General features: G+C 61.7%; 13 protein-coding genes. All 13 read right to left on the reverse strand.

Annotated elements, in window-relative coordinates; all coding sequences use genetic code 11:
* Nucleotides 1–2 precede the first annotated feature (2 nt).
* The 13 genes from murA to NX775_RS15465 all read right to left on the reverse strand — a co-directional run bounded on the left by murA (nucleotide 3) and on the right by NX775_RS15465 (nucleotide 14,741).
* Complete coding sequence (gene murA / locus NX775_RS15405) at nucleotides 3–1,253, reverse strand: UDP-N-acetylglucosamine 1-carboxyvinyltransferase (RefSeq protein WP_258836818.1); 1,251 nt, start codon at nucleotides 1,251–1,253, stop codon at nucleotides 3–5.
* Nucleotides 1,254–1,255: 2 nt separating this feature from the next.
* Entirely contained in the window at nucleotides 1,256–1,492 is a 237-nt protein-coding gene (locus NX775_RS15410; protein ID WP_183555109.1) for a BolA family protein, read from the reverse strand.
* Nucleotides 1,493–1,509: 17 nt separating this feature from the next.
* Entirely contained in the window at nucleotides 1,510–2,277 is a 768-nt protein-coding gene (locus tag NX775_RS15415; protein WP_183555107.1) for an ABC transporter permease, read from the reverse strand.
* Nucleotides 2,274–3,191, reverse strand: a complete 918-nt coding sequence (locus NX775_RS15420) for an ABC transporter ATP-binding protein (RefSeq protein ID WP_258836819.1) — start codon at nucleotides 3,189–3,191, stop codon at nucleotides 2,274–2,276. Before NX775_RS15420 ends, NX775_RS15415 begins: the two co-directional genes overlap by 4 nt.
* A 199-nt stretch (nucleotides 3,192–3,390) precedes the next feature.
* Nucleotides 3,391–3,648 (reverse strand): STAS domain-containing protein, encoded by a 258-nt coding sequence (locus NX775_RS15425; protein ID WP_258836820.1) that lies wholly within the window; start codon nucleotides 3,646–3,648, stop codon nucleotides 3,391–3,393.
* A gap of 10 nt (nucleotides 3,649–3,658) precedes the next feature.
* Nucleotides 3,659–4,315: an MlaC/ttg2D family ABC transporter substrate-binding protein gene (locus NX775_RS15430; protein ID WP_183555101.1), complete on the reverse strand. Its 657-nt coding sequence runs from the start codon at nucleotides 4,313–4,315 to the stop codon at nucleotides 3,659–3,661.
* A gap of 15 nt (nucleotides 4,316–4,330) precedes the next feature.
* A complete protein-coding gene (locus NX775_RS15435; protein WP_258836821.1) occupies nucleotides 4,331–5,077 on the reverse strand; it encodes an MlaA family lipoprotein in 747 nt (248 codons plus the stop codon).
* Nucleotides 5,074–5,547, reverse strand: coding sequence for an outer membrane lipid asymmetry maintenance protein MlaD (gene mlaD / locus NX775_RS15440; protein WP_183555097.1), 474 nt, complete (start codon nucleotides 5,545–5,547; stop codon nucleotides 5,074–5,076). Before mlaD ends, NX775_RS15435 begins: the two co-directional genes overlap by 4 nt.
* Nucleotides 5,548–5,571: 24 nt before the next feature.
* Complete coding sequence (gene mlaE, locus NX775_RS15445) at nucleotides 5,572–6,354, reverse strand: lipid asymmetry maintenance ABC transporter permease subunit MlaE (RefSeq protein ID WP_258836822.1); 783 nt, start codon at nucleotides 6,352–6,354, stop codon at nucleotides 5,572–5,574.
* Nucleotides 6,351–7,154, reverse strand: coding sequence for an ABC transporter ATP-binding protein (locus NX775_RS15450; protein ID WP_258836823.1), 804 nt, complete (start codon nucleotides 7,152–7,154; stop codon nucleotides 6,351–6,353). The genes mlaE and NX775_RS15450 overlap by 4 nt, the downstream gene beginning before the upstream one ends.
* 414 nt (nucleotides 7,155–7,568) lie before the next feature.
* Nucleotides 7,569–9,032, reverse strand: coding sequence for a glutamate synthase subunit beta (locus NX775_RS15455; protein ID WP_258836824.1), 1,464 nt, complete (start codon nucleotides 9,030–9,032; stop codon nucleotides 7,569–7,571).
* 32 nt (nucleotides 9,033–9,064) lie between these two features.
* Complete coding sequence (locus NX775_RS15460) at nucleotides 9,065–13,780, reverse strand: glutamate synthase-related protein (RefSeq protein WP_258836825.1); 4,716 nt, start codon at nucleotides 13,778–13,780, stop codon at nucleotides 9,065–9,067.
* A gap of 250 nt (nucleotides 13,781–14,030) precedes the next feature.
* Nucleotides 14,031–14,741 (reverse strand): transposase, encoded by a 711-nt coding sequence (locus NX775_RS15465; protein WP_258836826.1) that lies wholly within the window; start codon nucleotides 14,739–14,741, stop codon nucleotides 14,031–14,033.
* Nucleotides 14,742–14,974: the final 233 nt, after the last annotated feature.

The raw sequence follows: 14,974 nt of genomic DNA on the forward strand, positions 1-14,974 counted from the left end.
GATTACTTGATGCGGACGATGTCGGCGCCCACCGCCGACAGCTTCACTTCCATGCGGTCGTAGCCGCGATCGAGGTGGTAGATGCGGTCGATCAGCGTCGTGCCTTCGGCGGCCATGCCGGCAATGACGAGCGAGGCCGACGCGCGCAGGTCGGTTGCCATGACCGGTGCGCCGATCAGGCGCGTGACGCCGTCGATGAACGCGGTATTGCCGTCGGTCGTGATCTGCGCGCCCAGGCGGTTCATCTCTTGCACGTGCATGAAGCGGTTCTCGAAAATCGTCTCGGTCACGCGCGAGGCGCCGCCGGCGATCGTGTTGACGGCCATGAACTGCGCCTGCATATCGGTCGGGAAGCCCGGATACTCGGTCGTGCGGAACGACACCGGCTGCGGGCGGCCGTCCATCTTCGCGCGGATGGTGTCCGCGCCGACGGTCAGTTGCAGGCCGATTTCGCGCAGCTTGTCGAGCGCCACGTCAAAGATGTCGGTGCGGGTGTTGGTCAGCTGGATGTCGCCGCCGGTGGCCGCGACGGCGCACAGGAAGGTCGCCGCTTCGATGCGGTCCGAGATCACCGCGTGGCTGGCGCCGTGTAGCTCCGGCACGCCCTGGATCACCAGGCGGTCGGTGCCGATACCGTCAATCTTGGCGCCCATGGCCACCAGCAGATTGGCCAGGTCGGTCACTTCCGGCTCGCGCGCGGCGTTTTCAAGCACCGTCTCGCCGTCGGCCAGCGTTGCGGCCATGAGCAGGTTTTCGGTGCCGGTCACGGTGATCATGTCGGTGCGGATGCGCGCGCCCTTGAGCTTCGTGGCCCTGGCGTGGATGTAGCCGCCTTCGATCGTGATCTCGGCGCCCATCGCGCGCAGACCCTGGATGTGCTGGTCGACCGGACGCGAGCCGATGGCGCAGCCACCCGGCAGCGATACCTTGGCTTCGCCGAAGCGCGCCAGCAGAGGGCCCAGCACCAGGATCGAGGCGCGCATGGTCTTCACCAGTTCGTACGGCGCGACCAGGTTGTTGATCGCGCTGCCGTTCATGGTGACGTGTTCGTCGTCCAGATCGATTTTCAGGCCAGTGGTTTCCAGCAGCTTGAGCATCGTGCGCACGTCATGCAGGCGTGGCACGTTGGACAGGTGCAGGTCACCTGCGGTGAGCAGGCCAGCGCACAGGATGGGCAGCGCCGCATTCTTGGCGCCGGAAATCGCGATGTCACCTTGCAGGCGCTTGCCGCCAACGATCTGGAGCTTGTCCATGATTAGCCTTTGAATTCTTCAGGGGTCAGGGTTTTCATCGACAGCGCGTGGATTTCCTCGCGCATGCGGTCGCCCAGCGCGGCGTACACGATCTGGTGGCGCTGGATCGAGCGCTTGCCGACGAACGCCGGCGAGACGATCACCGCCTCGAAGTGCTGGCCGTCGCCATTGACGGTCAGGTGGGTGCATTCAAGGCCGGCGCTGAGATAGCCGTGTATCAGTTCGGGTGTGGTGGCCACGATAACTCCAAAAATTTTTAGTGGCGCAGCTTGTAGCCGCGCTTGAGCAGGTTGATCGCCATGGCCGTCAGCACCGCGAAGAACACGGACACGATGGCCAGGCTGGTCCACGGCGACACGTCGGACTGGCCGAAGAACCCGTAACGGAACCCGTCAATCATATAAAAGAACGGGTTGAAATGCGAGACGGCCAGCCAGAATGGCGGCAGTTTTTGTACCGAATAGAACACCCCGGCCAGGAACGTGGCCGGCATGATCAGGAAGTTCTGGAACGCGGCCAGCTGGTCGAATTTTTCGGCCCAGATGCCGGCGATGACGCCCATCGTGCCGAGAATGGCCGCGCCCAGGATCGCGAACACGACGATCCACACGGGCGCCACGAACGTCAGGTGCGCGAACCAGGCGGTAATCGCAAACACGCCGGCGCCGACCGCGATCCCGCGCAGCACCGCCGCGCCGACATACGCCGCCAGGATCTCGGCGTGCGACAGGGGCGCCAGCAGGATGAAGACCAGGTTGCCGCTGATCTTGGACTGGATCAGCGACGACGACGAATTGGCGAACGCATTTTGCAGCACGCTCATCATGACCAGGCCAGGAATCAGGAACGACGTGTAGGCCACGCCCTCGAGCATCTCGACCCGGCCGTCGAGCACATGGCCGAAGATGACGAGGTACAGCATGGCGGTGACGACCGGCGCAGCGACGGTTTGCGTGGCCACCTTCCAGAAGCGCAGCGACTCTTTATAGAACAGGGTACGGAACCCGATGGAGAACAGATTCATTGCTTACCCTCTTCCATGATCTGGATGAAGATGTCTTCCAGGTCGGCCTGCTGCAGCTGCATCTCGTCGATCACGGCGCCGGATTCGCGCAGGCGCGCCAGGATCGGTTCGACGTCAGCGTAGTCGTTCACGCGCAGCGTGTATTTGTTGTTGCCGTTATTGGGTTCGTCGTGCGACACGAGCGGACGCAGTTCAGCCGGCAATGCACCGGACTTCAGATGCACGACCAGTTGCGAACCCGAGACGCGGCGCAGCAGGGTGCTCATCGTGTCGAGCGCCACCACATTGCCCTGCTTGAGCATCGCCACGCGCTGGCACATGGCCTGCGCTTCTTCGAGGTAGTGGGTGGTGAGCACCACCGTGTGGCCGCCTTCGCGGTTCAGGCGCGCGATGAACTTCCACAGCGTCTGGCGCAGTTCGACGTCGACGCCGGCGGTTGGTTCATCCAGCACGATGACGGGCGGGCGGTGCACGAGGGCCTGCGCCACCAGCACGCGCCGCTTCATGCCGCCCGACAGCGCGCGCATGTTCACGTCGGCCTTGTCGGTCAGGTCGAGGTTGTGCATCACTTCGTCGATCCAGCCATCGTTGTTGCGGATGTCGAAGTAGCCCGACTGCAGGCGCAGCGTTTCACGCACCGTGAAGAAGGGATCGAACACCAGCTCCTGCGGCACGACGCCCAGGCGCTTGCGTGCTTCGCGAAAATCGGTCACGACGTCGTGGCCATGGATTTTCACGCTGCCGGCGTCGGGCCGGATCAGGCCCGCGATGGTGGAAATGAGGGTGGTCTTGCCGGCGCCATTCGGGCCCAGCAGGCCAAAGAACTCGCCCTCTTCGATGGAAAGGGACACGCCCTTGAGTGCCTTGAAGCCTTTATAGCTCTTCTCGACACGGTCAATCTGGATTGCAGTCATGCGAAATGGGAGGCGCGACGCGCGATAGTCAAAACAAAACGGAGGCCGGCTGGGGAACGCACCAGGACCGTGCAGGGAAACAGTCCATTATAGGTGAAATTGCCATGTCAAGCGGGCCAGGCGGAGAAACCCGGCGGACGCCGTGGGAGCAGATGTGAAACGCGGAAGAAAAAAAACGGGCAGCCGAAGCTGCCCGTATTCATGCTGGTGCGACCAGCGTGTCGACCCCGTACAGGGCCGCGAGCTTGTGCACGTTGTCCGGCACGTTGATGAACGTGAGACGGTGCCCGGCACTTTGCGCGCGGCGCTGCCAGGCCAGCAGCAGAGCCACGCCCGACGAGTCGGCCGACTTCACGCCGGCCAGGTCGAACACGGTTTCGCCAGCGCTGATCGCTGCCTCACCCTGCGCCAGCGCCAGGCTGGCGCTGTCGAAGGTCATGGCGTCGATCGTCAGCATGGGATTTGCCTCAGCCATTCGTTGCCGGTGCGGCCAGCGGCTTGGACGCCAGTTGCGCATTGCGGTCAGCCAGGCGCTTGATCAGGCCATCGACACCAGTCTTGCTGATCTCGCTGTTGAAGGTGCTCTTGTAGGTCTCGACCAGCCAGGCGCCCAGGATGTTCACGTCATAGATTTTCCAGCCATTGCCGTTCTTGGCCAGGCGATAGTTCAGCGTGATCGGCTCGCCGCGCGCGACGTTGACCTGCGAACGCACTTCGACATCGGTATCGGTGGCGGCAGCGCGCATTGGCTTGAACTCGACGGTTTCGTTCTTGATGGTCGACAGCGCACCGGAGTACGTGTAGACCAGCAGGTTACGGAACTCGGTCGTCAGGCGCTTTTGCTGGTCCGGCGTGGCGGTGCGCCAGTGGCGACCAGCGGCTTGCTGCGTCATTTTTTCGGCATCGACGTACGGCAGGATCTTGGTATTGACCAGACCCATGATCTTGCTGCGGTCGCCCGACTGGATGGCCTTGTCGTTCTTGACGCTGTCGATCACTTCGGCGCTGATGCGCTTGACCAGCACGTCCGGCGCTTCGGCGCTGGCGGCAGGCTGGGCGATCACGCTCGTGGAAAAGGCAGCGGTGACTGCGGCGGCGGCGATCAGGTGCATGAATGGTTTCATCGTATTCCTTTCAACTTACTTCGTTTCGGAAGGTGCTGGCTCGGCGACGTCGTCAGCCTGGCGCGGCACGTTGCCGTCATAGACCTGGCTCTGGCGGCGCTGCAGGTAACCGTCGCGCAGGAACTCGTAGCGGTCCAGTGCGGCGTCTTCCATCAGGCCCGAGGCGTCGAGCAGCGTGGCGCGTTTGTCGATGATGCGAACGCCGGTACCCACATTGCGCCAGTTGACCGGCGTCTTGTAGGTCCAGATGTCGCCTGCGAAATCGGCTGGCAATGCTGCGGTATCACGTACCGTAGATGGGCCCAGCAGCGGCAAGATCAAGTACGGACCGCTCGGAACGCCCCATTTACCCAGCGTTTGGCCGAAATCTTCGTTGTGCTTCTGCATGCCGGCTTCGGACGCGATGTCCAGCAGGCCGAAAATGCCGAAGGTCGAGTTGACCGCCACACGGCCGAAATCGGTCGCGCCGGCTTCGCCCTTGCCTTGCAGGAAGTTGTTGATCGAGCTCCAGGCATCTGACAGGTTGCCAAAGAAATTGTTCACGCCCGTCTGGGCGAAGCCCGGCACGACCTTTTTATAGGCGGTCGCGGTCGGCTTGAGCACGGTGCGGTCGACAGCATCGTTGAACGAGTAGACGGCGCGGTTATAACCTTCGAGCGGATCCTGTGGATTGTTCGCGGTGGTCGCGCAACCGGTCAGAACCAGGACAGCAGCGGCGGCGGCACAGAGACGCACGTGCGAAAGCGTGTTGGTGTAGTTCATTGACTACCTTCCTTTCCATCAGCAGCCTTGCTGTAGATAAATTGATTGATCAAGTCTTCGAGGACTGTCGCCGACTGGGTGCGAATGATGCGATCGCCCTCGGCCAGATTGTTCGTGTCGCCACCGGCTTCGATGCCAATGTATTGCTCGCCAAGCAGGCCTGCGGTCAGGATCTTCAACGAACTATCTTTTGGAAATTTATAGTCGGTATCCAAATCGAGGCGCACAGATGCCTGGAAACTCTTGTCGTCAAAGGCAATCTCGCCCACGCGGCCAACCACCACACCGGCGCTCTTGACGGGTGCCTGCGGCTTGAGGCCGCCGATATTGTCAAAGCGGCCGCTGACGGAATACGTCTGCCCGAACGACATGGACTTCAAATTGCCGGCCTGGAAAGCCAGGAACAGCAGTGCAGCCAAGCCCAGCAGCACGAACAGGCCAACCCAGACGTCGATAGTTTTGCGATGCATTTTATTACCCTAAAACCGTGTTAGTTATTTATTGAACATCAGGGCGGTCATGACGAAGTTCAGCCCCCAGACCAGCAGCGATGCGATCACGACAGTACGCGTGGTCGCACGCGAGACGTCTTCCGGCGTCGGCTGGGCCTGGTACCCCTGGAACAGGGCAGTAAAGGTCACGGCGATGCCAAAGATAAAGCTTTTAATCACGCCGTTCAGTACGTCAGCGCGCACATCGACGCCAGATTGCATCTGGGCCCAGAAAGAACCTTCATCCACGCCGATCAATTTCACGCCGACGAGGTAGCCACCCATCACGCCAACGGCCGAAAACACCGTCGCCAGCACCGGCATGGCGATCACGCCTGCCCAGAAACGCGGCGCCAGCACCCGTTGGACCGGATTAATCGCCATCATTTCCATGGCCGACAATTGCTCGCCCGCCTTCATGAGGCCGATCTGCGCCGTCAGCGAGGTGCCGGCGCGGCCGGCAAACAGCAGCGCGGTGACAACCGGACCCAGTTCGCGCACGAGCGACAGCGCGACCACCTGGCCCAGCATCTGCTCGGCGCCATACTGGTTCAGCGTGTAATAACCCTGCAGGCCCAGCACCATGCCGACGAACAGACCGGACACGGCAATGATCACCAGCGAATAGTTGCCGATGAAGTGAATCTGCTCGGAAATCAAACCCGGGCGGCGGAACGCGCCGGGCGACACACGCAGAATGCTGAAAAACGAGCGGATCGCAAAACCAAGGGCCGCCAGGCCTTCGCGCACCGAGCAACCGATATAACCGAGGAAGCGGGCGATCATGTGCGCGCTCCCAGGCCCAGGTCGTCGGCCAGCGTCTTGCCGGGATAGTGGAACGGCACCGGACCGTCCGGCTCGGCGTTGACGAACTGGCGCACGTACGGGTCAGTCGAGACGCGCAGTTCGGTCGGCGTGCCTTCTGCAACGATCTTGCCAGCGGACATGAAATACACGTAATCGGCAATGGCGAAACACTCTTGCACATCGTGCGAGACGAGGATCGAGGTCGAGCCGAGGGCGTCGTTCAGGTTGCGGATCAGGTTGGCGGTCACGCCCATCGAAATCGGGTCGAGGCCGGCGAACGGCTCGTCATACATGATCAGTTCGGGGTCGAGCGCCACGGCGCGCGCCACGGCCACGCGGCGCGCCATGCCGCCGGAAATCTCGGCCGGCTTGAGGCGATGCGCATTGCGCAGGCCAACGGCGTTGAGCTTCATGAGCACGAGGTCGCGGATGAGTTCTTCGGACAGGTCAGTGTGCTCGCGCAGCGGAAACGCCACGTTATCGAACACCGACAGGTCGGTGAACAGCGCGCCAAACTGGAACAGCATGCCCATGCGCCGGCGCAGGCGGTACAGCCCCTGCGTATCGAGGCTGTGCACGACTTCGCCGCCAATGCGGACTTCGCCACGCTGGGGGCGAATCTGGCCACCGATGAGACGCAACACCGTCGTCTTGCCGCAACCGGATCCGCCCATGACAGCAATGAGCTTGCCACGTGGGAAATCCATGCGCAGATTCGACAGAATGGAACGCTCACCGTAAGCAAAATGCAGATCGCGGATTTCGACTAGGTTCGACACAGCATCATTTGAGGTTAGGGAATCCGGTATTGTAGTGCAGAAAGCTATTTACCCGCTTGAGGGACCCGATTTTACCCCCCGCAGACGACGTGACATTACAACACTAATAACTGTTCAGTCAGCTATTTAACGTTGTAAGCGATTGTTTTCATTGGATTATGCATACATGACAATATTGCGATTCCTTGTTAGGAATCAATATAATTGAAACATATTTACATAAACCGCACGATACGGCCGCGTGACAGGACGACAGCGTGCCAGGCTATTTTGCATCGCAGCATCCAATTGGGGATAGCTTTGCGAATTAGCAAGTGACAGTTTATAAATAGTTTGTCATGTATTGGTCGCCGGGTTGTCTGCAAGCTGGCGAACATGGCGGTCGCATTGCACGACCGCCATTGACCATATGTCTTAGCGTGGCAGGACCGATGCGCCCATCAGGAACTCATCGACTGCGCGCGCGCATTGACGGCCTTCGCGAATCGCCCACACCACCAGCGACTGACCACGACGCATATCGCCCGCCGTAAATACTTTCGGGTTCGACGTCTGGTACGCCAGGTCGCCCTCGGTGGTGGCGCGCACATTGCCGCGCGGGTCTTTCTGCACACCGAACGCGTCGAGCACCTGCTGCACCGGCGAGACAAAGCCCATCGCCAGCAGCACCAGGTCGGCTTTCAGTTCGAATTCGGAATCCGGCACTTCCGTCATCTTGCCATCCTTCCATTCGACGCGGCAGGCGATCAGCTTCTCGACCTTGCCGCCCTTGCCTTCCAGGCGCTTGGTCGCCACCGCCCAGTCGCGCTCGCAGCCTTCTTCGTGTGACGACGAGGTGCGCAGGCGCGTCGGCCAGTACGGCCAGACCAGCGGCTTGTTTTCGTGTTCCGGTGGCTGCGGCAGCAGTTCGAATTGCGTCACCGACGCCGCGCCGTGGCGGTTGGAGGTGCCGACGCAGTCCGAGCCGGTGTCGCCGCCGCCGATGACGATCACGTGCTTGCCGGTGGCTTTCAGCTGGTCCTTCAGCTTGTCGCCCGCATTGACGCGGTTTTGCTGCGGCAGGAAGTCCATCGCGAAGTGCACACCCTTGAGCTGGCGGCCCGGCACTGGCAGGTCACGTGGCTGCTCGGCGCCGCCGGCCATGATCACGGCGTCGAATTCTTTTTCCAGGTCTTCCGGGAAGATGGTGTCGCGCGCCATATTGCTGACGGCTGCCGGGAAGTCCTTGCCGATCAGGACGCCGGTGCGGAACGTGACGCCTTCGGCCTGCATCTGTTCGACGCGGCGGTCGATCAGGTCCTTTTCCATCTTGAAGTCGGGGATCCCGTAGCGCAGCAGGCCGCCCAGACGGTCGCTCTTTTCAAATACCGTCACGTCGTGACCGACGCGCGCCAGTTGCTGGGCCGCGGCCAGGCCGGCAGGCCCCGAACCGACGACGGCGACCTTCCGGCCCGTACGATGTTCAGGCGGCTGCGGCACCACCCAGCCGTGCTCCCAGCCGGTGTCGATGATCTTGCGTTCGATCGACTTGATGCCGACCGGGTCGTCGTTGATCCCGAGCGTACAGGCCGACTCGCACGGCGCCGGGCAGATGCGGCCGGTGAACTCGGGGAAGTTGTTCGTCGAGTGCAGGTTCTCCAGCGCGTGGCGGTAATTGCCATGGAAGACCAGGTCGTTCCAGTCCGGGATGATGTTGTTGACCGGGCAGCCCGTGTTACAGAACGGGATGCCGCAATCCATGCAGCGCGCGCCCTGCACCTTCGCCTGCGCGTCGGTCAGCGTGATGACGAATTCCTTGTAGTTCTTCAGACGCGCGACCGGTTCGAGATGATCCTCTTCCTGCCGTTCGAATTCCATGAAGCCGGTAATTTTGCCCACAATATTTTCCTTGGTCGTTGGTCCGCGGCTGCTTACGCGGCCTGATCGATCTTGTCGTTCGCTTCTTCCATGCTCGAGAAGTGCATCTCTTCGAGCGCGCGCTTGTAGTCGGTCGGGAACACCTTGACAAACTTGCTGCGGCTGTTGGCCCAGTCGTCGAGCAGGTTGCGCGCACGCGTGCTGCCGGTGTACTTGAAGTGGCGCTCGATCAGGCGGCGCAGGATCGCTTCGTCCGACTCGCGCTCGCTGGTGCGCGACTGGCTGTGCCAGGCTGCCGGGTCGGTCTGGTCTTTCGACGCCAGCACCCGCTCCAGGTTGACCATCGTCGTGTTGCAGCGCGCCTCGAATTCGCCCTTCGGGTCGTACACGAAGGCCACGCCGCCCGACATGCCGGCGGCGAAGTTGCGGCCGGTGTCGCCCAGCACCGCCACGGTCCCGCCGGTCATGTATTCGCAACCGTGGTCGCCGCAGCCTTCGACGACGGCCGTGGCGCCCGAGTTGCGCACCGCGAAGCGCTCGCCGGCCACGCCATTAAAGAAAGCCTCGCCCGAGATCGCGCCATACAGCACGGTGTTACCGACGATGATGTTGTCGACCGCCCAGCCACGGAACTCGGTGTTCGGTCGCACGATGATGCGCCCGCCCGACAAGCCCTTGCCGACGTAGTCGTTGCCTTCGCCGACCAGGTCCATCGTGATGCCGCCGGCCAGGAAGGCAGCAGCGGACTGGCCCGCCGTGCCTTGCAGCTGGATGTGGATCGTGTCGTCCGGCAGGCCGGCATGGCCGTAGCGCGTGGCGACTTCGCCCGACAGCATGGCGCCGACGGTGCGGTTCAGGTTCTTGACCGGCGAGATGAACGAGACGCGCTCGCCCTTTTCAAGGGCCGCCTTGGCTTGCGCGATCAGCTTGTGATCGAGCGCTTTATCCAGGCCATGGTCCTGGCCTTCGGTGTGGAACAGCGCGCGCTGGCTCTCGACTTTCGGCTGATAGAAGATGTTCGAGAAGTCCAGGCCCTGCGCCTTCCAGTGGCCGATCGCCTTGGATTTGTCGAGCAGGTCGGCGCGGCCAATCAGTTCGTCATAGGTGCGGATGCCCAGCTGCGCCATGATCTGGCGGGCTTCTTCGGCGACGAAGAAGAAGTAGTTCACCACGTGCTCGGGTTTGCCCTGGAATTTCGCGCGCAGCACCGGGTCTTGCGTGGCCACGCCCACCGGGCAGGTATTGAGGTGGCACTTGCGCATCATGATGCAGCCTTCGACCACCAGCGGCGCGGTGGCAAAGCCCACTTCATCGGCGCCCAGCATCGCTGCGATGACGACATCGCGACCGGTGCGCATCTGGCCATCTGCTTGAAGCCTGATACGGCTGCGCAGGCCATTCAAGACCAGCGTCTGCTGGGTCTCGGCCAGGCCCAGCTCCCACGGCGTGCCGGCGTGCTTGACCGACGACAGGGGCGATGCGCCCGTGCCGCCATCGTGGCCAGCGACGACGATGTGATCCGCCTTGGCTTTCGAGACGCCGGCTGCGACCGTGCCGATACCCACTTCCGACACCAGCTTGACCGAGATCGAGGCGCGCGGGTTCACGTTTTTCAGGTCGTGGATCAGCTGGGCCAGGTCTTCGATCGAATAGATGTCGTGGTGCGGCGGCGGCGAAATCAGGCCGACACCCGGCACCGAGAAACGCAGGGACGCGATGTACTCGGACACTTTATGGCCCGGCAGCTGGCCGCCTTCGCCCGGCTTGGCGCCCTGCGCCATCTTGATCTGGATCTGATCGGCCGAGTTCAGGTATTCGGCGGTGACGCCAAAGCGGCCCGACGCCACCTGCTTGATTTTGGAGCGCAGCGAGTCGCCGTCTTCGAGCGGGATGTCGACCACGACGCGGCCATCGCCCAGGCGCGACGCCAGCGACTCGCCCTTCTTGATCGCGATGCCCTTGAACTCGTTCATGTAGCGCGCCGGATCTTCGCCGCCCTCGCCCGTGTTGCTCTTGCCGCCGATGCGGTTCATCGCGATGGCCAGCGTGGCGTGAGCTTCGGTGCTGATCGAGCCGAGGGACATGGCGCCGGTGGCGAAGCGCTTGACGATGTCCTTGGCCGATTCGACTTCTTCGATCGGGATCGCCTTGTCGCGGTCGATCTTGAATTCAAACAGGCCGCGCAGCGTCAGGTGACGGCGCGTCTGGTCGTTGATCAGCTGCGCATATTCTTTATAGGTCGAGAAGTTGTTGGCACGCGTTGCGTGCTGCAGCTTGGCGATCGTGTCCGGCGTCCACAGGTGGTCTTCGCCGCGCACGCGGAACGCGTACTCGCCGCCGACGTCCAGCGCATTGGCCAGCACCGGATCGGCGCCAAAGGCCAGCGCGTGCAGGCGCAGCGCTTCTTCGGCCACTTCGAACAGGCCAATGCCTTCGATGTTCGACGAGGTGCCCTTGAAGTACTTGTCGACCAGCGACTTGTTCAGGCCCACGGCCTCGAAGATCTGCGCGCCGCAGTACGACATGTAGGTGGAGATGCCCATTTTGGACATCACCTTCATCAGGCCCTTGCCGACGGCCTTGATGTAGTTGTAGCTCACCGTCTCGGCCGACAGCTCCTGCGGCAGGCCATGCGCCAGTTCGGCCAGCGTTTCGAGCGCCAGGTACGGGTGCACGGCTTCGGCGCCGTAGCCGGCCAGCAGCGCGAAGTGGTGGGTCTCGCGCGCCGAGCCGGTTTCGATCACGAGGCCGGCGGAGGCGCGCAGGCCGCGCGCCACCAGGTGCTGGTGCACGCTGGACGTGGCCAGCAGCGCAGGAATCGCGACCAGGTCGGGCGACATGCGGCGGTCCGACACGATCAGGATGTTGTGGCCCGACTTGACCGCATCGACCGCTTCGGCGCACAGCGAGGCCAGCGAGGCTTCGATGCCCTCCTTGCCCCAGGCGACCGGGTAGCAGATGTTGAGCTCGTAGGCCTTGAACTTGCCACCCGTGTGCTGGCTGATATTGCGCAGGCGCGCCATGTCGTCGAAGTTCAGGATTGGCTGCGCGACTTCGAGGCGCATCGGCGGATTGACGTTGTTGGTGTCGAGGATGTTCGGCTTGGGGCCGATGAACGAGACCAGCGACATGACCATGCTTTCTCGGATCGGATCGATCGGCGGATTGGTCACCTGCGCGAACAGCTGCTTGAAGTAGTTATACAGCGGCTTGAGTTTGTTGGACGTCACGGCCAGCGGCGAGTCGTTGCCCATCGAGCCGGTGGCTTCTTCGCCCAGCACGGCCATCGGCGCCATCAGGAACTTCAGGTCTTCCTGCGTGTAGCCGAATGCCTGCTGGCGGTCGAGCAGCGTGAGCGCCGGCTTCTCTCCCTGCGCATCCTTCGCGCGGCCGGCGGCCAGCTGCGACTCGGTCAGCTTGATTTCATTGAGCTTGATGCGCACCGACTTGATCCACGCCTTGTACGGCTTGGCGTTGGCGTAGGTGTCCTTCAGTTCCTTGTCATCGATGATGCGGCCCGCTTCGAGATCGATCAGGAACATCTTGCCCGGCTGGAGGCGCCACTTCTTGACGATGCGCGATTCGGGAATCGGCAGCACGCCCGATTCGGACGCCATGACGACCAGGTCGTCCTCGGTGATGACGTAGCGCGCCGGGCGCAGGCCGTTGCGGTCGAGCGTACCGCCGATGTGGCGGCCATCGGTGAAGGCCATCGCGGCCGGGCCGTCCCACGGCTCCATCATCGCGGCGTGGTATTCGTAGAAGGCGCGGCGGTTGTCGTCCATCGACGCGTGATTTTCCCAGGCTTCCGGGATCATCATCATCATCGCCTGGGCGATCGGGTAGCCGGCCATGATCAGGAGTTCGAGCGCATTGTCGAAGCAGGCGGTATCGGACTGGCCTTCGTAGATCAGCGGGAACAGCTTGTTCAGGTCGTCGCCCAGCACGGCCGACTTGAGGATGCCTTCGCGCGCGCGGGTCCAGTTGAAGTTGCCCTTGACGGTATTGATCTCGCCGTTGTGGGCGATCAGGCGGTACGGGTGGGCCAGCGGCCACTCGGGGAAGGTGTTGGTCGAGAAGCGCTGGTGGACCAGGGCCAGCGCCGAGATGCAGCGCGGATCCTGCAGATCCTTGTAGAACACGCCCACCTGGTCGGCCAGCAGCAGGCCCTTGTAGACGACGGTGCGGGCCGACATCGACGGCACGAAGAATTCCTTGCCGTGCAGGAGTTTGAGGGCCTGGATCGCGTGGCCGGACGATTTGCGGATGACGTACAGCTTACGCTCGAGCGCATCGGTGACCATGATGTCCGGGCCGCGGCCGATGAAGATCTGGCGGATCACCGGCTCCTTGGCGCGCACGAACGGCGACATCGGCATCGTCGCATCGACCGGCACGTTGCGCCAGCCGAGAACGACCTGGCCTTCGATGCGCACGGCGCGTTCGATTTCCTGCTCGCAGGCGATGCGCGACGCATGCTCTTTCGGCAAGAACACCATGCCGACGCCGTACTCGCCTGGCGGCGGCAACTCGACCCCCTGGCGCGCCATCTCGTCGCGGTAGTACTGGTCCGGGATCTGGATCAGAATCCCCGCCCCGTCGCCCATCAGCGCATCAGCGCCCACAGCGCCGCGGTGGTCGAGGTTCTTCAGAATCAACAGACCCTGTTCAACAATCGAATGACTCTTGTTGCCCTTGATATGGGCGATGAAGCCAACACCACAAGCATCGTGTTCATTGGCGGGATCATACAAACCTTGGGCAATCATGCGACATTCTCCACATCTTTACGGGATCGAATGCCGAGAATAGTGCAATGCAAAATCCCCCGTCAACCTCAATAATTAGGGTCAGAGTCGAATTGTTTGACAACTTTTTGAGAAAGACGATAATTGGGGACAGAGTCAATCGGGTTTGTGGCTGTGCTCTATAACTGAACCTAAGCGCTTGATTTCAAATGTTTTTTGCAATAAAAAACGGCACGAATAACCGTGCCGTTGTGTCGGGAATTGCTCTGTTTCAGGCTTGTGCAAACGGTGGAAGGGGCGGATTAAAAGGTCGGCCACGCTTGGCTGGCAAGATCTGGCGTTGTGTTTTTTGCTCCAGCTGGCTCTTGAACGAGTCTGATCCCAGTGGCTTGTTTCGCAGAATCGAGGTGGTGATGAAATCCACCTCCTCAGAGGACAACCCTTGCTGGACCATGTCGATATACGCTGCTTCGCGCTGGAATGGCGTGTTGCCCAGGGCCCAGAACAGGCTGTGGTCGCTGACGAGCGTATCCAGGCGAGCACCGGCGTGGTGAGCATAGCTCGACCATGGATAGTCGCCCGGCCCCACAGACAATTGCGCACGCACGGGATTGAGCTCGATGTAGCGGCTGCAGGTCATGAAATACCGGTCCGAGTCGATCAGCGAGGTGCGGAAGCGCCCCTCGAACAAGCCACCGCTGCGCTCGTACTTGTGGTTAAACCATGGCACATAGAGTCGGCCAACCTTCTGCATCATCAGCGCCAGGCCGGTGGCGTCGCTTGGCGTTGCCAGCAGGTGAACATGGTTCGGCATCAAGACGTAGGCATGGATTGCCACGTCATAAAACCGCGCGCCTTCTTTGAGCCAGACGAGAAATCGCTGGTAATCCGCCTCGTCCCTGTAAATGATCTGGCGGTTATTGCCGCGCTGGATTACGTGGTGCGGTTGCTCGGGAACGATGAGTCGAGGTTGGCGTGCCATGGCGTCGGATGTGCGTGAGGAATCCGGATTCTACAATGGAAAATGACTCTGTCCCTAATTAAACGCAAGAGGTCGCGAAATCCACTCGACTCTGTCCCCAATTATTCGAGAATGAGTCCAGACGCAATTTATCGCCCGACTTTTCAGCCCCAATTGTTTAACCTAGCCAATTTCCCAAAGAAAATTGGCCAATAATTCGACTCTGACCCTAATTGTCTGAGTGGAAATTGGCC

It is taken from the genome of Massilia aurea (assembly GCF_024753205.1).
Taxonomy (GTDB): Bacteria; Pseudomonadota; Gammaproteobacteria; order Burkholderiales; family Burkholderiaceae_D; genus Telluria; species Telluria aurea.

Bases quoted from the DNA above. Each gene is read 5' to 3' on its own strand.
- NX775_RS15415 (WP_183555107.1), bottom strand. From the start codon at position 2,277: ATGAATCTGTTCTCCATCGGGTTCCGTACCCTGTTCTATAAAGAGTCG.
- mlaE (WP_258836822.1), bottom strand. From the start codon at position 6,354: ATGATCGCCCGCTTCCTCGGTTATATCGGTTGCTCGGTGCGCGAAGGC.
- NX775_RS15425 (WP_258836820.1), bottom strand. From the start codon at position 3,648: ATGCTGACGATCGACGCCATGACCTTCGACAGCGCCAGCCTGGCGCTG.
- mlaD (WP_183555097.1), bottom strand. From the start codon at position 5,547: ATGCATCGCAAAACTATCGACGTCTGGGTTGGCCTGTTCGTGCTGCTG.
- NX775_RS15430 (WP_183555101.1), bottom strand. From the start codon at position 4,315: ATGAAACCATTCATGCACCTGATCGCCGCCGCCGCAGTCACCGCTGCC.
- NX775_RS15465 (WP_258836826.1), bottom strand. From the start codon at position 14,741: ATGGCACGCCAACCTCGACTCATCGTTCCCGAGCAACCGCACCACGTA.
- NX775_RS15435 (WP_258836821.1), bottom strand. From the start codon at position 5,077: ATGAACTACACCAACACGCTTTCGCACGTGCGTCTCTGTGCCGCCGCC.
- NX775_RS15460 (WP_258836825.1), bottom strand. From the start codon at position 13,780: ATGATTGCCCAAGGTTTGTATGATCCCGCCAATGAACACGATGCTTGT.
- murA (WP_258836818.1), bottom strand. From the start codon at position 1,253: ATGGACAAGCTCCAGATCGTTGGCGGCAAGCGCCTGCAAGGTGACATC.
- NX775_RS15420 (WP_258836819.1), bottom strand. From the start codon at position 3,191: ATGACTGCAATCCAGATTGACCGTGTCGAGAAGAGCTATAAAGGCTTC.